Genomic DNA, 19,496 nt, shown 5'->3' with positions numbered 1-19,496 from the left:
TGCATATAATTAATCTAAAAGTAACCGTAAATTATATTATCCCAAAACCACCCTCGCATTCCTAAACAGCCGCATCCAAGCCCCATCTTCTCCCCACTCTTCCGGATGCCATGAGTTGCTCACGGTACGGAAAACACGTTCCGGGTGTGGCATCATGATGGCGACACGCCCATTAGTGTTGGAAAGGGCGGTGATGCCGAGGGCGGATCCGTTCGGGTTTGCCGGGTACACTTCTGTCGGGTTGAGATTGTTGTCGACGTATTGCGCCACGATCAAGTTTTGTGCTTGAAGTGCGGTCAGATCTGCGGGCGTTTTGAATTCCACTCTGCCCTCACCATGGGAAACGGCAATTGGCATGTGGGAACCTGCCATGCCTTGGAACCACAGGGAGTTGCTTTCATTAATGCGAACCAAGGCGGCACGGGCTTCGAAACGTTCGGATTTATTACGCACGAAACGCGGCCAGTTTTCCGTCCCCGGGATGATTTCCGCCAAGGTGGAAAGCATTTGGCAGCCGTTACAAACGCCAAGTGCGAGCGTATCTTCACGCTCAAAGAATTGGCTGAATTGATCCCGTAAGTGCGGGTTAAATAAAATGGATTTCGCCCAACCGCCACCGGCGCCGAGCACGTCACCGTAAGAGAAGCCGCCGCATGCCACTAAGGCATTGAAGTGTTGCAAATCATAACGGCGATTGTGCAAGTCACTCATGTGAACGTCGATAGCCTCAAAGCCTGCGCGATCAAATGCCGCTGCCATTTCAACATGGCTGTTTACCCCTTGCTCACGCAACACCGCCACTTTTGGACGTTTTCCGGTCGCAATATAAGGCGCCGCAATGTCTTCGCTCGGGTCGTAAGTTAAGCGGGCGGAGAAACCTTTGTCCTGCGGATTTTTCTTTGCGGCAAATTCTTGGTCGGCACATTCCGGGTTGTCCCGTAAACGTTGCATTTGATGGGTCAATTCCGCCCAAATACCGCGCAAGTCAGAACGTTTTTCATTGAGCAACACTTTGTTGCCGCGGGTGATTTCAATTTCGTCGTCTTCAGTCACGGCGCCCAATTCTTTCACCAAATGCAACACATTGTGTTTAGCGAAAACATCACGCACTAGACTCAAATCGCTGTCGCGCACTTGAATCACAGCGCCCAATTCTTCGTTAAATAACACCGCTAAGTCGTTGTCACCCAAGGCGCTGATATCCACAGCTACGCCACAATGGCCGGCAAATGCCATTTCCGCCAAGGTGACGATTAACCCGCCGTCGGAGCGGTCGTGGTATGCCAATAATTTTTCTTGCGCCACCAAGTCCTGCATGGCGTTAAAGAAATTTTTCAATGTGTCAGCGTTGACCACATCCGCCGGTTTGTCGCCAAGTTGCGCATACACCTGCGCTAACGCCGTAGCGCCCAAGCGGTTGTTGCCTTCGCCCAAATCCACTAACAACAAGCGGGATTGTCCTTTGTCGGTGCGTAATTGTGGGGTGACGGTTTTACGCACGTCTTCCACACGAGCAAAGGCGCTGATAATCAAAGAAAGCGGTGAAGTCACGCTTTTTTGCTCGCCATTTTCCTGCCAAGTGGTTTTCATGGACATGGAGTCTTTGCCCACCGGAATGGTTAAGCCTAATTGCGGGCAAAGCTCCTCGCCCACGGCTTTCACCGCCGCGTATAAGCCGGCGTCTTCGCCTTTGTGGCCTGCGGCGGACATCCAGTTGGCAGACAATTTAATGCGTTTAATGTCGCCGATGTTCGTGGCGGCAATGTTGGTAATGGATTCTGCCACGGCTAAACGGGCAGACGCAGCGAAATCAAGCAATGCCACCGGCGTGCGTTCACCCATAGACATAGCTTCGCCGTAGTAGCTGTCTAATGTCGCTGTAGTCACCGCGCAGTCACCCACCGGCACTTGCCACGGGCCGATCATTTGATCACGTGCCACCATGCCGGTCACCGTGCGGTCACCGATGGTGATTAAGAAGGTTTTTTCTGCCACCGCAGGCAAACGAAGCACACGATGTAACGCCTCTTTTAATTGAATTTGGCTTTGTTCGAGCGGTTCGCCGTTAACGCTTGCCGTTTGCACATCGCGGGTCATTTTCGGGGTTTTGCCGAGCAACACGCCCATTGGTAAATCGATCGGATTGTTGTTGAAATGCTCGTCGTGTAAGGTTAAATGTTCTTCTTCCGTGGCTTCACCGATCACCGCATAAGGCGCGCGTTCACGGCGGCACAGTTCCTCAAAGTGCGGTAGTTTTTCCGGGTGAATAGCAAGCACATAACGCTCTTGCGATTCGTTACACCAAATTTCCAACGGGCTCATTTCGCGTTCGTCGCTTAAGATTTTGCGGAGTTCAAATTTACCGCCACGGCCGCCGTCATGCACCAATTCCGGCATGGCGTTGGATAAACCGCCCGCGCCTACGTCGTGAATAAAGGCAATCGGGTTGTCATCGCCCAGATGCCAGCAACGGTCGATCACTTCTTGGCAACGACGTTCCATTTCTGGGTTGTCCCGTTGTACGGAGGCAAAATCCAAGTTTTCTTTAGATTTGCCGGATGCCATCGAAGACGCTGCACCACCGCCCAAACCAATATTCATTGCCGGGCCACCAAGCACAACCAGTTTTGCGCCCACCGGGATGTCGCCTTTTTGCACGTGTTCGGCACGAATGTTGCCGATACCGCCCGCCAACATGATCGGTTTGTGGTAGCCACGCACTTCTTCGCCATTGAAGCTATTCACTTTTTGTTCGTAAGTACGGAAATAGCCGAGCAATGCAGGGCGACCAAATTCGTTGTTAAACGCCGCGCCACCCAAAGGGCCTTCCAACATAATGTCTAAGGCGGAAGCAATACGGTTTGGTTTGGAAAGCCGTGCTTCCCAAGGTTGTTCAAAGTTTGGAATACATAAGTTAGACACAGAGAAGCCCACCAAACCCGCTTTAGGTTTTGCGCCACGACCGGTCGCGCCTTCGTCACGGATTTCGCCACCGGAGCCGGTAGCCGCACCCGGGAACGGGGAAATAGCGGTTGGGTGGTTGTGGGTTTCCACTTTCATCAAAATGTGAGTGTCTTCATTGTGATAACGGTAAATGCCGTCTTGATCCGGGAAGAAACGTCCCGCTTTGGAACCTTCCATCACAGCCGCGTTGTCTTTATACGCGGAAAGTACGAAATCAGGTGTTTTCTCAAAGGTATTTTTGATCATTTTGAACAGGGATTTATCCTGTTTTTTGCCATCGATAATCCAGTCGGCATTGAAAATTTTGTGGCGGCAATGTTCCGAGTTGGCTTGCGCGAACATATAAAGCTCTATGTCGTGCGGGTTGCGTCCAAGTGCGGTGAAATTTTCCATCAAATAATCGATTTCATCTTCCGCCAATGCCAAGCCGAGTTCCACGTTGGCACTTTCTAAAGCACGGCGTCCGCCGTTTAAAATATCCACGGTTTTGAACGGTTTTGGTTCTTGTTGACGGAATAACACTTCTGCCTCGTCTGCCTTGCGGACCACGGTTTCCATCATGCGGTCATGTAAAAGTGCGGTCAGTTTTTCCGTTGTTTTTTCATCTAACGGCTGTGTCAATTCAAAGTAATATGCCAAACCACGCTCAATACGTTCCACTTCGTTTAAGCCGCAGTTGTGGACGATGTCGGTGGCTTTAGACGACCAAGAAGAAATGGTACCGACACGCGGAATCACAATAAAACTTTCCCCTTTCGCTTCATGTTCGGCAAGGGTTGGTCCGTAATGTAACAAGGCTTTCAGTTTGGCTTCCTGTTCAGCAGAAAGGGCGGCGTTTAGTGCCACAAAATGCACATACTCCGCATACACGGATTTTACCGGTAATTGTTGCTGTTGGAATTTTTGCATTAAGCCATTAATACGGAATTCGGAAAGGGCAGGTGAGCCACGGAAAGTTTGAAACATGAGGATTACCTTTAAGGTTGAATTGAAACAAAAATTGCGGGCTATTATAAAGGAAATCGGGAGAAACGAAAACGTTTGCGCAAGAAAAACAAATAGGAAAAAACAATAAAAAAGCCCTTGTCATAAGGACAAGGGCGAGAATGAAAAATGAGCTAAAAACTAACCCATACCGTATTTTTTTAATTTTTTACGCAATGTACCACGGTTAATGCCCAGCATTGTCGCCGCGCGAGTTTGGTTACCACGGGTATATTGCATAACCATATCCAACATTGGATGTTCAACTTCTGCCAATACCAACTCATAAAGATCGTTGACATCTTGACCGTCTAATTGGGATAAGTAATTTTTTAAAGCCTGTTTTACAGAGTCGCGTAATGGCTTGTTGGTTACTTGAGATTGAGAATTCAGCACAGAAACAGTTAATGCTTCCGCCGGATTACGTTGTTCTAACATTGTTCTATCCATTAATTAAATCAAATTAAACGAAAAAATTGTTCTAATGCGTCTAACTGCGCTGACGCAGACGTGATCGCATTAAAATCTTGTTTGAAAACAGAATTGGGTTGAATATCCTGTAAATACCAAGCGATATGCTTACGTGCGATTCGGTAACCTTTTTCATCACCGTAAAACTGATGCAGCTCACGGATATGTTGTAAAATTACACCGCACTTTTCTTCTAAACTTGGTTCGGTCACGATCGAATTGTGTTCCACCAACCCCACCATGGTTTGAAACACCCAAGGTCGGCCTAATGCCCCTCGGCCGATCATTACGCCATCTGCCCCCGTATAATCGAGCACAAATTTGGCTTGTTGTGGGGAAATCATATCGCCATTGGCAATCACCGGAATGGAAACAGCTTGTTTTACCGCTCTAATCGAGTCATATTCCGCAACGCCCTCAAATTTACAGGCGCGCGTGCGACCATGCACGGTTAACGCTTGAATGCCACTTTGCTCTGCGATTTTAGCAATCTCGACACAATTTCGATTTTCCGTATCCCAACCGGTGCGAATCTTCAACGTTACCGGAACATTGACAGATTTCACGATGGCCTCAAGAATCTGTTGAACTAAGTCGGGATATTGCAAAAGGGCGGATCCCGCCATTTTACGATTCACCTTTTTCGCCGGACAGCCCATATTTATATCAATAATTTGAGCGCCGTATTCCACGTTCACTTGAGCGGCTTGCGCCATTTCGTCGGGATCGGAACCCGCAATTTGTACGGCATTGATACCGGCATCTTGGTGGTGCGCTAAGCGCAATTTCGATTTTTCGGTATGCCACACTTGCGGATTGGTTGACATCATTTCTGAAAAGGTTAAACCCGCCCCGTAATGGGCGCAGATTTTACGGAAAGGTTGATCGGTAATTCCCGCCATAGGTGCCAATAAAATGCGATTTTTTAATTGATAATGACCAATGCGCATTATGACTCCGCAACTTTCCTACAACTTGACCAAACTCGGCTGCCAACCGACAAGGTGCGCTATCATACGCACTTTTAATGCGTTTGCAAAGGGTAATTTTTATACAAATTATAATTTTTTTAGATCCAATTCAATTTGCCAAATTTCTGCAAAAATTTGCCACAAAAGAATTGACTTTGATAGGTAAATTATCTCGTTTATTGAGTGCCGTAAAACAAAAAGTGCGGTGAAAAAACATGATATTTTTCCACCGCACTTTTCTATTATACTTTGAGGCTTATTGTGCGTTATACCTTTAACTTACCGGTAATTCGACACCACTCTTCGCGCTCTGCCACCGGCTCCAGTGTAAAACGCTCGGCGTAGGCATCACACACGGATTGCGCTTGTGTCGCCAAAATACCTGATAAACCCAAATCCCCATTTGGTTTCACTAACTGGCTAATCACCGGGTAAAGCTCTTTTAACGGCCCTGCCAAAATATTCGCCACCACCACATCGGCTTTCAAGTCCGACGGTTTTGCATCGGATAAAAACAGTTGCAAGCGATCCGCGACACCATTTTGTTCCGCATTGTTGCGGCTGGCTAAAATCGCTTGAGGATCGATATCAATACCGACCGCACTTTTTGCCCCCAACTTCAATGCCGCAATGGCCAAAATGCCGGAACCACAACCAAAGTCGATCACCGTTTTATCTTTTAAATCTAAACTATCAAGCCATTCCAAACAAAGCGCTGTGGTCGGGTGTGTCCCTGTACCAAACGCCAAGCCCGGATCAAGCATCACGTTCACGGCATTCGGATCCGGCACATCACGCCAGCTTGGGCAAATCCACAAACGCTGACCAAATTGCATTGGATGGAAATTATCCATCCACTCACGCTCCCAGTCTTTGTCTTCGATTTGTTCGATTTTATAGGCAGTATGTTCCTCTAAATGGTTTGCCTGTTTAAGTGCATCCACCACCACATTCATATCGGTTTCTGCATCAAACAAAGCAATCACATCGGTGTTGCCCCACAAGCGGGTTTCTCCCGGTAACGGTTCAAAAATCGGCGTATCTTGGCTGTCCATAAAAGTAACGGAAACCGAGCCAATTTCTTCTAAAAAATCACTGATTTGCTCTGCCTTTTCGTTAGTACTGTTTAGGCGAATTTGAATCCAAGCCATGTTTATTCCTATATGTTTTATGATGAATAGCGCTTCTCGCCGATTTTATTCCCAATCAAAAATGCCGCTAAGCCAAAGACGAGAGACGGCACAATCGGGTTGAAGCCAAAGAGTTTAATGCCAAATTGGGTAAATAAAATAAACGAAACCAAGCCGACCAACATGGAGCTAACCGCACCATAAGCATTGGCTTTATCCCAGTAAAGTCCGAGAACGATGACCCACAAAAATGCAGCTTCAAGTCCACCAAAGGCAAACAGGTTCAGCCAAATAATCATATCCGGCGGATTCAGAGACGCAAAAATTAAAAGTGCGGTCAAAATTAACGTAATGATTGAGGAGATTCGACCAATCCGTTTTTGGTTTTGTACCGCCTGAGGTTTTGCAGCCAAATACAAGTCTTTCACAAAAATAGAAGACGATTGAATCAGCTGCGCATCCACCGTGGACATAATCGCTGACATTGGTGCTGCAAGGAAAATCCCTGCCACAATCGGTGGCAACACTTGCAACATCAGGCTTGGAATCACCTTATCTGATACTGTCAAATCCGGCACGATGGCGCGCCCCAATACGCCAGCCAAGTGCATACCGAACATGATAATAGTTAACACGATCGTGCCAATAAGCATGCCGTTATGCAGAGCTTTGCTGTCTTTAAACGCCATACAACGCACTGCCGTGTGCGGCAAGCCGACCACACCGAAACAAACCAAAATCCAAAAAGATGCCATAAATTGGAAATCCAACATCTCATTCGGACCGTACGGGCTAACGAGACTTGGGTCAATTTCAGTTAATTTTTTGACCGCACTTTCGACACCACCCACCTGATAAATCACGCCGACCAATAACACAATCGTGCCAAGAATCATCACGGTACCTTGGATTGTATCTGTCAACACCACTGCGCGGAAGCCACCGATGAAGGTATAAATCCCCACGGTTAAGGCGAAAATTAACAAGGCTTGAGTGTAAGGAATGCCGATAGTCGTTTCCAATAAACGAGCACCGCCGATAAATTGCACGGTCATCGCCGCAAAAAACGCGATCAACAACGCAACACAGGCAATCCATACCAAATATTTGTTTTTATAGCGATAAAGTAATAAATCGTTGATGGTCAACGCATTCGTCTCACGGGAAAGCAAAGCAAATTTTTTCCCTAACGCACCAAGTGCCAACCACACGGCAGGTACTTGAATCATGGCAAGCAAGACCCAGCCTAAGCCGTATTTATACGCCGCACCAGGGCCACCGATAAAAGAACTCGCACTGGCATAGGTGGAGGCAGTCGTCATGGCAAGCACGAAGCCTGTCATAGAACGGTTGCCAACATAGTATTCGGAAAGAAAATCCCCGCCTTTCTGACGTTTGACATAAGCATAAATCGCTGCACCAAAGACAAAGGCTAAATAAATGATGAGCGGAAAAATAATCCCTAGGTTCATTGGTGACGCTCCGTTGTCGAATGTTGTTTTTTCTCTTCCACATCCAGCGGAATATCCTGAAACACAATTTTAATCAGCCAATACGCGACCACAATAAACAGAATCGGCAGGTAAATACAGGCCAGTTCAAACCACAGAGGAAAACCTATTGGGCCTTGTGTACCTTTTGGCAAGTAAGCACATAAGCACCAACCAATCACATAAAGCAAAGTTAAGCCCAATGCCCAACGGGCTTCTTTGGTCGCTTGTTTATAACGTTGTTGTAAGTCCATATATCATTCCTAAATAAAAAAGTGGATTGAGATCCACTTTTTCTATTAATGCTACGTTTTATTCGTGCATACCTAATTTTTTCTCCAAATAGTGGATATTTGTGCCACCTTTTTGGAAGTTTTCGTCTGCTAAAATCAGATCATGCAACGGAATATTCGTTTTAATACCGTCAATGATGGTTTCTGATAAGGCATTTTGCATACGACGAATCGCCACTTCACGGGTATCGCCGTAAGTAATCAATTTCGCAATCATGGAATCATAATGCGGAGGAACCGTGTAACCTGCGTAAACATGAGAATCCCAACGCACGCCTAAACCACCCGGGGAATGTAAATGCGCCACTTTACCCGGTGAAGGCAAGAAGGTTTTTGGATCTTCCGCGTTGATACGACATTCCATCGCATGGCCTTTGACTTTAATGTCTTCTTGTTTGAAAGAAATCGGCAAACCTGCAGCAATGCGCAATTGCTCTTTCACCAAGTCCACACCGGTAATCATTTCCGTCACAGGATGTTCCACTTGAATACGGGTATTCATTTCAATGAAATAGAACTCACCGTTTTCATATAAGAATTCAAATGTACCTGCACCACGATAGCCAATTTCCACACAAGCCTTAGCACAACGGGAACCGATATCGCGACGTACTTCTTCGGTAATGCCCGGTGCAGGTGCTTCTTCCACCACTTTTTGGTGGCGACGTTGCATAGAACAGTCACGCTCTGCCAAGTAAACCGCATTGCCGTGGGTGTCCGCTAATACTTGGATTTCCACATGACGTGGGTTTTCCAAATATTTTTCCATGTAAACCATGTCGTTGTTGAAAGCGGCTTTCGCTTCCGCTTTCGTCATGGCAATAGATTCTTCCAACGCATCTTCGCTACGAACTACACGCATACCACGACCACCGCCGCCACCGGAGGCTTTGATAATGATCGGATAGCCAATACGTTTCGCGATTTCTTTGTTTTTCGCGATGTCAGAGGTTAATGGGCCATCAGAACCCGGTACGCAAGGCACACCGGCTTTTTTCATGGCGTTAATCGCGGACACTTTGTCGCCCATCAAACGAATCACATCGGCAGTCGGTCCGATAAACGTGAAACCGGAGCTTTCTACCTGTTCGGCGAAATCCGCATTTTCGGAAAGAAAACCATAGCCCGGGTGAATAGCATCAGCGCCGGTCACTTCAGCTGCAGCAATAATTGCCGGAATATTTAAATAACTTTTTGCAGATTGAGCAGGACCGATACACACGGTTTCATCTGCAAGCAGAACGTGTTTTAACTCACGGTCGGCAGTGGAATGAACCGCAACGGTTTTAATGCCCAATTCTTTGCAGGCGCGCAAAATTCGCAGTGCAATTTCACCACGATTGGCGATAACAACTTTTTCTAACATAATAAATCCATTCTTGTTTAAATTATGGTGTGCTATGTTAATTATTCGATAATAATCAGCGGCTCATCAAATTCGACAGGCTCACCATCATTTACCAAAATAGCTTTTACTACACCTGCTTTATCCGCTTCAATACGGTTCATCATTTTCATCGCTTCAACGATGCAAAGTGCATCGCCTACTTTTACGGTTTGACCCACTTCAACAAACGCTTTCGCTTCAGGGCTTGGACTACGATAGAACGTTCCTACCATCGGAGAGCGGATCTTATGACCAGCAACTTCTTCAGGTGCAGCAGCAGGGGCGGCAGGCGCGGCAACTGGTGCAACAGGAGCCGGTGCGGCTGCCGGAATGGAATACTGAACATTTGCCGGCGCAGCAACAGTGGCACGACTAATACGTACAGAACCCTCTTCTTCTGAAACTTCGAGTTCCGTAATACCGGATTCTTCCACTAATTCAATCAGTTTTTTAATTTTACGAATGTCCATAGTTTTTTCCTAAAATATGCTAGATTTTCACCGCACTTTTGAAAAAAGCACGGTATGGATTAAGATAAATTTTCGCCCGAGAGATTACCTCAAAATCATTATTTTGGCGATAAAATTCTGCGATTTTTTGCTAAATTTCGCCGATCTTCACTTTTTTGAAAGATAATTTACGGCAAACTGTAATGCGAAATCATACCCCTGCGCACCACAGCCACAAATCACACTTTCCGCCACATCACTAAAATAGGAATGATGACGAAACGGTTCTCGCTTATGAATATTGGATAAATGCACTTCAACGAAAGGAATGCCAACAGCAAGTAACGCATCACGCAACGCCACGCTGGTGTGGGTATAGGCCGCGGGATTGATGATAATAAAATCCACTTTTTGAAAGCTTTGGTGAATTTTCTCAATTAATTTTTCTTCGCTATTGGCTTGAAAACAATCCAGTGCAACTTGCTGATTTGCCGCTTGTTGTTGCAAATGCCGTTCAATTTCCGCTAAGGATAAATGCCCGTAATGACCTGGCTCACGCACACCCAACATATTCAAGTTCGGGCCATTTAACAGCAAAATGTTGTATTTTGATGACATATCACATTCCTTTTTATTGCGCGCATTATAATGATTTTTCGCTTTTGGCTGGTCTAATCTGTAAAAACATCCCAGTAAAAAATAGCAGAAAAAAACGACCGCACTTTTAATCTAAAATAACTTCGGTAATGAATTCCGAATCCAAGCCAACGACAGGTAATTCCGACCCTGGCCAGGTTCTGACGACTTGATAATCCATTAAATCTAACGTGTCTAATCCAGGTGTGACATTTGGCGTATATTGTTTTGCCATACGCGCCAGTTGGGTTAAACCGAAGCTACTTTCAATGCTGGAACTGATAACCGCTTTCATACCTAACGCGTGCGCCTGAGCAATCAACTCGGCACAACGCTCAATAGATCCCACCAATGTCGGTTTAATCACAATCGCAGCCAAGTGCGGTTCTTTTTCCACACGAAAATCAGGCTCGCGTACGCTTTCATCCCAGGCAATATTAATGCCGGTTTCTGCCGCAAATTGGCGACTTTCCTCACGGGTTTTGCAAGGTTCTTCAATAAATTGAATACGCGCACGGTGTTCCGGTTTCACATATTTGGCAAACATTTGCGCTTTAGCGGGTGTCCAACTGCGGTTAGCATCTAGCCGTAATTGTAAATCAGGAATAGCTTCTAACAGCATATCAGCAATAAGGCCATCACGATTGGCTTCATACATGCCCACTTTCACTTTCGCCACTTTTTCACCCTGCATTTGATCCAGCGGTTCATAAAGCTCATCCGGGTCGCCATAACATAAAGGTGCCGTTTGATAATTGCCTTCATCGTCCAAGCGACCTTTCATTTCCATCAATGCACAACTGAGCCCGAACGCCACAGAAGGATACAAATCATCCGTCAAATCTAATTTCACGTTACAACTGCGGGATTGATCCCATTTTTCCAGCCATTCGATGGCTTGGGCTTGCGCTTGGTCTAAGGTTTCATGGCTAAACTCCGGCAATGGCGCAATTTCGCCCCAACCTTCATTTTGCCCACAGCACACTTTCACCAAAAGGCCTTCGCGCTTTTTCAAAAAGCGATTACGCAAAATCAGTTGCGAATCCACCGGAATGGAATAACGGAAAAGTTGATAGCGACGATGTTGAATGGCGCAATTTTTCTTTTCATAGAAAATTTTGCCAACCCGCTGAATATGTTCCAGTAAAGCCGGATCGGTAATCTTGTCATGAATGACTAAATCGAATTTATACGGAAGGGTAGTTTGCGACAGGGTTTGCTGAATGTCGTGTAACATTTCATCAGTAATGCCATCGCCTTTTAAAGCTAAATTAATGTCCGAGTCTTCACGAAAATTGCCCTTCCCGCGTGAGCCAAATAAAATTGCTGTTTCAACCTGAGGGAAATGGCGTAAATGCCAACCGATGTTTTTAATGATTGTTTCTGTTAAACCGAAATCCATCGCCTTTACCTATACAATTACAGAAAAGAAATTATTTTGCTTTCAATAACAAAAGTGCGGTCGTTTTTAAAAATGTTTTTAAATCGACCGCACTTTTTATCTTAAGGATTGCGCTTAAATTTACCGAAGTCCGGCGCGCGTTTTTCATTGAAGGCATTGCGACCTTCTTGGCCTTCTTCCGTCATGTAGAACAACATGGTGGCGTTACCGGCAAGTTCTTGAAGACCGGATTGACCGTCGCAGTCGGCATTTAATGCTGCTTTCAAGCAACGCAAGGCAATTGGGCTGTTGCGTAGCATTTCACGGCACCAACGTACGGTTTCTTTTTCTAACTCAGCGTAAGGCACTACTGTGTTCACTAAGCCCATGTCTAAGGCTTCTTGTGCATTATATTGACGGCATAAGAACCAAATTTCGCGCGCTTTTTTCTGACCAACGATACGTGCCATGTAGCTTGCGCCCCAACCGCCATCAAAAGAACCTACTTTCGGGCCGGTTTGGCCGTAAATGGCGTTGTCTGCGGAAATGGTAAGATCACACATCATGTGTAACACGTGGCCACCACCAATGGCATAACCTGCCACCATCGCCACCACCGGTTTCGGGCAAGTACGAATATCACGTTGGAAATCCAACACGTTGAGATGATGCACGCCGCTGTCGTCTTTATAGCCGCCGTAATCGCCACGGACTTTCTGGTCACCGCCGGAACAGAAGGCTTTTTCACCTTCACCGGTTAGCACGATAACACCGATTTTTTCGTCAAAACGGGCATCGGCAAAAGCGGTAATCATTTCTTTCACAGTTTGCGGACGGAAAGCATTGCGCACTTCCGGACGATTGATGGTGATTTTGGCAATGCCGTCGGTGGATTTGTGATAACGAATGTCGGTGTAACCCGCACTGTGGTCAACCCACTCAACCGGCGCATATAAAACATCATCTTTTGGATTTTGCATGAGAAATTCCTTTAATTTAAGGTTAAAAAAGTGCGGTCATTATAGCGGAAGTTTCTGAAATCTGAAAACGAAAAGGGTCGGTATTCACCGACCCTCAAGGACAAAATGAAATTAGTTTTTCGCTTTTGCCGCTGCTTTCACGATCACCGCAAAGGCAGGAGCTTTTAAGGACGCGCCACCCACTAATGCACCGTCAATATCCGGTTGGGTGAATAATTCTGCCGCGTTAGCATCGTTAACAGAACCGCCGTATTGAATGATCACTTGATCAGCAATCGCTTGAGATTTTTTCGCAATGTGACCACGGATGAATGCGTGTACAGCTTGCGCTTGTGCCGGAGTCGCAGATTTGCCGGTACCGATAGCCCAAATTGGTTCATACGCAATCACCGCACCGTTGAAGGCTTCTACGCCTAACAGGTTGATGACCGCATCAATTTGGCGTGCGCAAACTTCTTCGGTTTTACCCGCTTCATTTTCCGCTTCGGATTCACCGATACACAACACAGGCACCAAGCCAGCTTCTTTTAATGCACCAAATTTTTTCGCCACGAATTCGTCGCTTTCTTTGTGATAAGTACGACGCTCGGAGTGACCGATAATGATGTATTTCGCGCCAAAATCTTTCAACATTTCAGTGGAGATATCACCGGTAAAAGCGCCTTTCACGTTCACATCCACGTTTTGCGCGCCTAATTGGATGATATTTTGACCGCCACAGCTGCAACCGCAACCCGATAATAATTTTTCAGCTTCCCCCAAATACATGACCGGTGGGGCAATTGCCACATCACAACCGGTAACACCGTGCAATTCTTCTTTTAAGCCGGTGATTAATTCACGAGTGAAGGCTTTGCTACCGTTTAATTTCCAGTTACCCATAACTAAAGGACGACGAGCCATTTTATTTCTCCTTAATATGATTGAATAAAAACTGCGCTTACTATAACAAAAAACGCCTGCTTTTTTTGGTAAAAAATCACAGTTCTAAAAAATTTTCTTTGTAACAGATGATTCTTTTGGGCTAAAAAGATACAATCTACTGTATAAATTTAACAAAAAATAACCGATTGCCTCATGATTAAAATTTTTAAAGCTGAACAATGGAACCTGGAAACACTCCTACCGCTATTTGAAGAATATCGTCTTTCTCAGGGCATGACGGAAAACCCGGAACGTACACTCACCTTTCTTTCCAACCGTATTCGTTTTAGCGAAAGCATTTTTTTCCTTGCGCTCGACCAATCCCAACAAGCACTCGGTTTTATTCAACTTTACCCTCGACTTTCTTCGCTACAATTACAGCGCTACTGGCAATTAACAGACATTTTCGTGCGCCAAGGCAATCAATCCAACCACATTTACACCGCACTTATCGCCAAAGCTAAAGAATTCGTCAGCTACACGCAATCCACGCGATTAGTAGTAGAACAAGATCGACAGCAACATCATTTGCTGGAGCAAGAGGGGTTCCGCTTAAACCCGAAAAAATCTGTGTTTGAATTGAATTTAGTGGGGTAATGATAAACGAAAAGTGCGGTTGAAATTTCCGATGAATTTCAACCGCACTTTTTATTTTAGAAAACAGGCGCAGAGATAGGCATAAAACCTACCCCGACATTTCAAATTAAATAATCCGCGAAAATTGCTGTTGTTTTGCTTGTGCGCGTGAATACGTGTCGAAACACAAACAAATATTACGAATCAACAAACGTCCTTTTGCGGAAACCATGATTTGCTCCTCACCAATATCCAATAAACCATCAGCAGCCAAAGGCGCTAGCAAGGCAAAATCTTCAGCAAAGTGTTGTTTAAAATCAATATTGTACTGTTTTTCTAATGGGGCATACGCTAATTTAAAGTTGCAAATCAATTGCTTAATGACATCACGACGCAAACAATCTTCTTCTGACATGGCTAAACCTTTATGCAAGGCAATGCCATTAGTATCCACCGCGGCATAATATTCCTTCAAATCCTTCTGATTTTGCGCATAGGTATCCCCCAATAAGCTGATTGCCGACACACCCAGCCCCAACAAATCACATTCTTCCTGCGTCGTATAGCCTTGGAAATTACGGTGCAACACGCCATTTTGCTGTGCAATAGCAAGTTCATCATCCGGTTTGGCAAAATGATCCATACCAATAAACTTATAACCTGCACTGCCCAGTGTTTCGATGGTTTTTTGTAAAATTTCCAGTTTCGTCTCTGGTTTCGGTAACTGCCAATCTTTTATTTTTGCTTGTCCGGCGAAACGGCTTGGCAAATGGGCATAGTTAAATACGCTCAATCGATCAGGGTTGAGTTCAATGACTTTTTTCAAGGTGAACATAAAGCTCTCAACACTCTGGAATGGCAAACCATAAATCAAATCTAGGTTAGTTGACTGAAAACCGAGCTCACGAGCGCGCATCAACAGCGCATTCACAAAGGTTTCATCCTGCTCGCGATTCACCGCTTTCTGCACGTCTTTATTGAAATCTTGCACGCCCATACTGATGCGGTTAAACCCGATGTTACGCAAATGTTCTAACATCGAAAGCTCAATTTCACGGGGATCCATTTCAATACTGATTTCTGCGTTATCGGCGATATTAAAATGGCCGCGCAACATTTGCATTAAACGGGCAGATTGTGCTTCCGTTAAATACGTTGGCGTGCCACCGCCCCAGTGCACTTGCGTTGCCACACGATTTGTAAATAATTTCGACCGCTCTTTTATTTCTCGTTCCAGAAAATCCAAGTAAATGTCGGCTTTGTGCTGATGGCGCGTAATGACTTTATTACAGGCGCAGAAATAACAAAGTTTGTGGCAAAACGGAATGTGAACATATAATGACAACGGACGTGTTGGATAACGTTGTGCCGCGGCAATAAAATCCTCATTCGTATACTGTTCGTTAAACTCAAGCGCTGTCGGATAGGATGTGTAGCGCGGACCGGATTGATTATATTTTTGAATTAATGCTAAATCCCAAATGATCTCAGACATTCAATTTTCCCCACGTTTATAATGTTTGGATATCCGTTAGAAGTCGGTTTAGTTCTGACTTAATCTTACTTTCAAGCTCGGCTTCTGTGCTTTCACGCTGTAAATCCAAACGCATTCTTTCGTTCTTTTTTAATTCTCTGCGAGCCTCATGGGTCGGCATATCTTCGACCGTTTCATACAATCGCCACATGGCAGAATAGCGTTTGAGACTCATGCCCACCGGTTCGAGTAGCATTTTCAAACGCAATACACCTTCAGATAAATTACAATCACCGTTCAACATGGCTTTCGCAATAATTTCAAGGCTTTCTTTTATGCGATGAATACGGTTTCGGCGTGCTTGCAACAGTGCTTTTTTCTGCTTTTGCAACGCCAGCAACAAATACGCGGCATAACCGACCATACCGGCAATGATGATGACAGCTGCAATGAGTAAAAACGTTTTCCACATAATTTAAAGATACTTATTTAAATTGGTTGATGTCGATTCGTTCAAAAGTGCGGTATAAATCTTCGTCATTTTCTTCATCATCCGCAATGCCTAATTCGTCCATTAATTGCGCAACACGCGCCAAACACACATCCACAAATTTTTGATCTTCAGCGGACAATTTTTTGCCTTCGTCCAATTGATCCAACAACTGATTCAAACATTCGTTATTTTCTAACTGTTCTAATTCCACCATTGGATCCAATGTGGCTTTTGGCGCAGATTTTGCGACAGGCGCAACGGGTGCCTTTTGCGGTTTATTCACAAATTCCACCATCAACGGCACTTTTTTACGGCTACCGATTCGTGGATCCTGAATTTCTTTTACTTGATTCTCGGCTTTATTTTCCGGCGCACTATGACGAGAACCGGAACCCAAACCTTTATGTTTACGTTTTTTCTTCTCTTCACGGGCTTTCGCATCCAGTTCATAACGTGTCGCTTTGCGACCAGAAAGGGGTTGTTCCGGTTTCTTATCGGATTTGCGGGTTGGCATAATATCCGTAAGGCGACGGGTCTTTTTCTGACGGGACATAACTTATCTCTTGACTAATAAAATTGAGCGGCGATTGTATCATTCCGCAGGAAATTTAACGAGGGATATTAAAAAATGCTGAAAAAAATGACCGCACTATTAATCATCAGACTTCGCTTCAGTCATCAACTGTTGCGCTAATTTCGCTTCTTTCTGTTGCGCACGGCGTTTTTGAAAAAACGCACTGAGTTTTTCACTGCATTCCTGTTGCAACACGCCAGCGGTGATTTCGATGGCATGGTTCATTTTATAATCATCAAAAAAATGAAAACGGGAACCTACCGCACCGGTTTTATAGTCTGCCGCGCCAAACACCAAGCGCTTAATACGGCTGTGCAAAATCGCCCCGGCGCACATAGTGCAAGGTTCCAGCGTGACGTATAAGGTTGTGTTCAACAAGCGATAATTTTGTAAGGTTTGCCCGCCTTGACGCAACGCGACAATTTCAGCGTGCGCAGTGGGATCAGAATCAATGATCGATAAATTCCATCCCTCTCCAATAATTTCACCCTCCTCGCTCACTAACACAGCGCCCACGGGAATTTCACCCAAGGCTTCTGCTTTGTCTGCCAGCGTTAAGGCGTGGCGCATAAATTGTTCATCTAATTGATGTTGCAATTCAGTCATGAGGTTCTTCAGATAAAAAGTGCGGTGGATTTTAAAAACGTTGTTAAAACCGACCGCACTTTGTTAGACGGAAAACGGATATTTAATCGGTTCGTGGCATTGATAACCCGTGACTTTGAAATCATCCATGGTGACCCAGGTTTCCAGGTCTTCTAAAGATTTAATGTCCGGATTAATTTCCAACTGCGGTGAAGGGAAAGGCTCACGTTTTAATTGCACATCACGCATGAGTGCCAACTGGTCTTCATAAATATGTGCATTCACAATGTGATGGAATGCCTGCCCTGCTTTTTTACCGGTAATTTGTGCCATTAATGCTAAGAAAGTGAATACTTGGATTTGGTTAAAATTCAAACCAAGCGGCACATCGCAAGAGCGCTGATAACTGGTGAGATATAACGTGTCACCAAGTAAAGAAAACGTATGCGTGTGCATGCAAGGACGCAAACAACCCAAATCAAATTCACCCGGATTATAGAACGTCAGAATCTCACCGCGGTCATCAATGCCTTTGCTGAGGTTATTGACGATTTTACGCAACTGATCGAGATGTTCACCATTTGGCTTGCGCCAGCTTCTGCCCTGCACGCCATACACGCGCCCCATGTCATCCGTGCCTTTGCGGTGCGGATTATTGAGCCAAGCCTGATTTTCATTGGCATTGGCATCCCAGGTTTTGGTGCCAAGATTGCGGAAGTCGGCAGCATTGTCATAACCACGAATATAGCCTAAAAATTCTGCAATAGCCGCTTTCCAATAGCTTTTACGAGTAGTGATCAACGGAAATTGGTTGTTTGCCACATCATAAGTCAAACCGGCGTTAATCACGGTCAAACAACGTTTGCCGGTACGTTCGTTTTCTACCCAAACGCCTTCGTTAACAATGCGTTGGCACAAATCTAAATATTGTTTCATTTTTTCACCGCACTTTTGTTGTATGCCCAAAGCATAATGAAAACACCGCCAAGCATCATTGGCAGACAAAGAAGTTGGCCTCTTGTGATCACATCAAGAAACAGCTCTACATCAGGTTCGCGCACATATTCAATCATAAAACGGAAAACGCCATAACCGATGAGGAAGAGGCCGGCAACCGATCCCATTGGACGTGGTTTACGAATAAACCAATTCAAAATAAGGAACAACACCAAACCTTCTAACACAGCTTCATATAATTGAGATGGATGGCGTGGTAATAATAGCGGATCTGTCGGAAAAATCATTGCCCAAGGCACGTCCGTTGCACGCCCCCATAATTCTAAATTAATGAAATTACCAAGACGCCCCATTCCTAAACCGAAAGGAATGAGAGGTGCAACAAAATCTGCCGTCGCCCAAAAGCTGCGTTTTTGTATTTTAGAAGTAATGACCATGGCAATAATCACGCCAATTAAGCCACCATGAAAAGACATACCGCCTTCCCAAACTCGGAATAAATACAGCGGATCCTGTAAAAAACGATCAAAATTATAAAAGAAGACATCACCAATTCGACCGCCTAAAAAGACGCCCATGAAACCATTAAATAGTAAAGAATCGACTTGATCTACTGTCCAACCGCTGTTTGCTTGTTGAGCACGGCGTACACCTAACCAACGAGCAAAAATAAAGCCAAGCAAATACATTAATCCATACCAGCGCAAACCGATGGGACCAAATTCAAAAATTGCCGGATCGAAATGCGGTAATACAAGGTAATCTGAATTCATAACG

19 protein-coding genes and 1 pseudogene are annotated in these 19,496 nt (G+C 45.2%); 1 reads left to right on the top strand and 19 read right to left on the bottom strand.

What is annotated here, in order from left to right; all coding sequences use genetic code 11:
- Positions 1 to 36: 36 nt before the first annotated feature.
- From purL to tpiA, 13 genes and pseudogenes are all read right to left on the bottom strand, one after another.
- Entirely contained in the window at positions 37 to 3,930 is a 3,894-nt protein-coding gene (purL, locus tag DK415_RS05155) for a phosphoribosylformylglycinamidine synthase (protein WP_162540471.1), read from the bottom strand.
- A gap of 159 nt (positions 3,931 to 4,089) precedes the next feature.
- Positions 4,090 to 4,386, bottom strand: a complete 297-nt coding sequence (gene fis, locus DK415_RS05150; RefSeq protein WP_032997766.1) for a DNA-binding transcriptional regulator Fis — start codon at positions 4,384 to 4,386, stop codon at positions 4,090 to 4,092.
- 20 nt (positions 4,387 to 4,406) lie between these two features.
- The gene (dusB, locus tag DK415_RS05145; protein ID WP_109432737.1) at positions 4,407 to 5,369 is read right to left on the bottom strand and encodes a tRNA dihydrouridine synthase DusB; all 963 of its coding nucleotides are present in this window, start codon (positions 5,367 to 5,369) and stop codon (positions 4,407 to 4,409) included.
- A 287-nt stretch (positions 5,370 to 5,656) separates the two neighbouring features.
- Entirely contained in the window at positions 5,657 to 6,541 is an 885-nt protein-coding gene (gene prmA / locus DK415_RS05140; protein ID WP_109432736.1) for a 50S ribosomal protein L11 methyltransferase, read from the bottom strand.
- 17 nt (positions 6,542 to 6,558) lie between these two features.
- A complete protein-coding gene (panF, locus tag DK415_RS05135) occupies positions 6,559 to 7,992 on the bottom strand; it encodes a sodium/pantothenate symporter (protein ID WP_109432735.1) in 1,434 nt (477 codons plus the stop codon).
- Positions 7,989 to 8,264, bottom strand: coding sequence for a YhdT family protein (locus DK415_RS05130; protein WP_048750614.1), 276 nt, complete (start codon positions 8,262 to 8,264; stop codon positions 7,989 to 7,991). The genes panF and DK415_RS05130 overlap by 4 nt, the downstream gene beginning before the upstream one ends.
- Before the next feature lie 58 nt (positions 8,265 to 8,322).
- Positions 8,323 to 9,669, bottom strand: coding sequence for an acetyl-CoA carboxylase biotin carboxylase subunit (gene accC, locus DK415_RS05125; RefSeq protein WP_109432734.1), 1,347 nt, complete (start codon positions 9,667 to 9,669; stop codon positions 8,323 to 8,325).
- A 41-nt stretch (positions 9,670 to 9,710) separates the two neighbouring features.
- A complete protein-coding gene (accB, locus tag DK415_RS05120; protein WP_109432733.1) occupies positions 9,711 to 10,160 on the bottom strand; it encodes an acetyl-CoA carboxylase biotin carboxyl carrier protein in 450 nt (149 codons plus the stop codon).
- Positions 10,161 to 10,307: 147 nt separating this feature from the next.
- Entirely contained in the window at positions 10,308 to 10,757 is a 450-nt protein-coding gene (gene aroQ / locus DK415_RS05115; RefSeq protein WP_109432732.1) for a type II 3-dehydroquinate dehydratase, read from the bottom strand.
- 106 nt (positions 10,758 to 10,863) lie between these two features.
- Positions 10,864 to 11,865: an o-succinylbenzoate synthase gene (gene menC, locus DK415_RS05110; protein ID WP_109432778.1), complete on the bottom strand. Its 1,002-nt coding sequence runs from the start codon at positions 11,863 to 11,865 to the stop codon at positions 10,864 to 10,866.
- Positions 11,866 to 11,886: 21 nt separating this feature from the next.
- Positions 11,887 to 12,177: pseudogene (locus tag DK415_RS09530) on the bottom strand (nucleotidyltransferase domain-containing protein); the annotation flags it as partial.
- Between the two features lie 101 nt (positions 12,178 to 12,278).
- The gene (menB, locus tag DK415_RS05105; RefSeq protein WP_005701557.1) at positions 12,279 to 13,136 is read right to left on the bottom strand and encodes a 1,4-dihydroxy-2-naphthoyl-CoA synthase; all 858 of its coding nucleotides are present in this window, start codon (positions 13,134 to 13,136) and stop codon (positions 12,279 to 12,281) included.
- A 111-nt stretch (positions 13,137 to 13,247) separates the two neighbouring features.
- Positions 13,248 to 14,039, bottom strand: a complete 792-nt coding sequence (gene tpiA / locus DK415_RS05100; RefSeq protein WP_109432731.1) for a triose-phosphate isomerase — start codon at positions 14,037 to 14,039, stop codon at positions 13,248 to 13,250.
- A gap of 174 nt (positions 14,040 to 14,213) precedes the next feature.
- On the opposite strand from tpiA, the gene DK415_RS05095 reads away from it, so the two are divergent.
- A complete protein-coding gene (locus tag DK415_RS05095) occupies positions 14,214 to 14,657 on the top strand; it encodes a GNAT family N-acetyltransferase (RefSeq protein ID WP_109432730.1) in 444 nt (147 codons plus the stop codon).
- A 106-nt stretch (positions 14,658 to 14,763) separates the two neighbouring features.
- Here the strand turns inward: DK415_RS05095 and hemN are convergent, their stop codons facing one another.
- The 6 genes from hemN to lgt all read right to left on the bottom strand — a co-directional run bounded on the left by hemN (position 14,764) and on the right by lgt (position 19,492).
- Positions 14,764 to 16,131 carry an oxygen-independent coproporphyrinogen III oxidase gene (gene hemN, locus DK415_RS05090; RefSeq protein WP_109432729.1) on the bottom strand — a complete coding sequence of 456 codons (1,368 nt, stop codon included), beginning with the start codon at positions 16,129 to 16,131 and terminating at the stop codon, positions 14,764 to 14,766.
- A gap of 16 nt (positions 16,132 to 16,147) precedes the next feature.
- Entirely contained in the window at positions 16,148 to 16,582 is a 435-nt protein-coding gene (locus DK415_RS05085) for a DUF2489 domain-containing protein (protein WP_109432728.1), read from the bottom strand.
- Positions 16,583 to 16,595: 13 nt separating this feature from the next.
- On the bottom strand, positions 16,596 to 17,156 hold the full coding sequence (yihI, locus tag DK415_RS05080) for a Der GTPase-activating protein YihI (protein WP_109432727.1): 561 nt from the start codon (positions 17,154 to 17,156) through the stop codon (positions 16,596 to 16,598).
- 99 nt (positions 17,157 to 17,255) lie between these two features.
- Positions 17,256 to 17,783, bottom strand: coding sequence for a tRNA adenosine(34) deaminase TadA (gene tadA / locus DK415_RS05075; RefSeq protein ID WP_109432726.1), 528 nt, complete (start codon positions 17,781 to 17,783; stop codon positions 17,256 to 17,258).
- Between the two features lie 63 nt (positions 17,784 to 17,846).
- Positions 17,847 to 18,698, bottom strand: a complete 852-nt coding sequence (locus tag DK415_RS05070; protein WP_109432725.1) for a thymidylate synthase — start codon at positions 18,696 to 18,698, stop codon at positions 17,847 to 17,849.
- Positions 18,695 to 19,492, bottom strand: a complete 798-nt coding sequence (gene lgt / locus DK415_RS05065; RefSeq protein WP_048750604.1) for a prolipoprotein diacylglyceryl transferase — start codon at positions 19,490 to 19,492, stop codon at positions 18,695 to 18,697. Before lgt ends, DK415_RS05070 begins: the two co-directional genes overlap by 4 nt.
- Between the last annotated feature and the right edge of the window lie 4 nt (positions 19,493 to 19,496).

It is taken from the genome of Aggregatibacter segnis (genome assembly GCF_003130075.1).
Lineage (GTDB): Bacteria > Pseudomonadota > Gammaproteobacteria > Enterobacterales > Pasteurellaceae > Aggregatibacter > Aggregatibacter segnis_A.
Note: the sequence above shows the minus strand (reverse complement) of the source record. Positions and strands in the feature narration are given on the sequence as shown.

Excerpts from the sequence above, each read along its gene's own strand:
- purL (WP_162540471.1), bottom strand. The coding sequence starts at position 3,930 with ATGTTTCAAACTTTCCGTGGCTCACCTGCCCTTTCCGAATTCCGTATT.
- fis (WP_032997766.1), bottom strand. The coding sequence starts at position 4,386 with ATGTTAGAACAACGTAATCCGGCGGAAGCATTAACTGTTTCTGTGCTG.
- dusB (WP_109432737.1), bottom strand. The coding sequence starts at position 5,369 with ATGCGCATTGGTCATTATCAATTAAAAAATCGCATTTTATTGGCACCT.
- prmA (WP_109432736.1), bottom strand. The coding sequence starts at position 6,541 with ATGGCTTGGATTCAAATTCGCCTAAACAGTACTAACGAAAAGGCAGAG.
- panF (WP_109432735.1), bottom strand. The coding sequence starts at position 7,992 with ATGAACCTAGGGATTATTTTTCCGCTCATCATTTATTTAGCCTTTGTC.
- DK415_RS05130 (WP_048750614.1), bottom strand. The coding sequence starts at position 8,264 with ATGGACTTACAACAACGTTATAAACAAGCGACCAAAGAAGCCCGTTGG.
- accC (WP_109432734.1), bottom strand. The coding sequence starts at position 9,669 with ATGTTAGAAAAAGTTGTTATCGCCAATCGTGGTGAAATTGCACTGCGA.
- accB (WP_109432733.1), bottom strand. The coding sequence starts at position 10,160 with ATGGACATTCGTAAAATTAAAAAACTGATTGAATTAGTGGAAGAATCC.
- aroQ (WP_109432732.1), bottom strand. The coding sequence starts at position 10,757 with ATGTCATCAAAATACAACATTTTGCTGTTAAATGGCCCGAACTTGAAT.
- menB (WP_005701557.1), bottom strand. The coding sequence starts at position 13,136 with ATGCAAAATCCAAAAGATGATGTTTTATATGCGCCGGTTGAGTGGGTT.
- tpiA (WP_109432731.1), bottom strand. The coding sequence starts at position 14,039 with ATGGCTCGTCGTCCTTTAGTTATGGGTAACTGGAAATTAAACGGTAGC.
- DK415_RS05095 (WP_109432730.1), top strand. The coding sequence starts at position 14,214 with ATGATTAAAATTTTTAAAGCTGAACAATGGAACCTGGAAACACTCCTA.
- hemN (WP_109432729.1), bottom strand. The coding sequence starts at position 16,131 with ATGTCTGAGATCATTTGGGATTTAGCATTAATTCAAAAATATAATCAA.
- DK415_RS05085 (WP_109432728.1), bottom strand. The coding sequence starts at position 16,582 with ATGTGGAAAACGTTTTTACTCATTGCAGCTGTCATCATCATTGCCGGT.
- yihI (WP_109432727.1), bottom strand. The coding sequence starts at position 17,156 with ATGTCCCGTCAGAAAAAGACCCGTCGCCTTACGGATATTATGCCAACC.
- tadA (WP_109432726.1), bottom strand. The coding sequence starts at position 17,783 with ATGACTGAATTGCAACATCAATTAGATGAACAATTTATGCGCCACGCC.
- DK415_RS05070 (WP_109432725.1), bottom strand. The coding sequence starts at position 18,698 with ATGAAACAATATTTAGATTTGTGCCAACGCATTGTTAACGAAGGCGTT.
- lgt (WP_048750604.1), bottom strand. The coding sequence starts at position 19,492 with ATGAATTCAGATTACCTTGTATTACCGCATTTCGATCCGGCAATTTTT.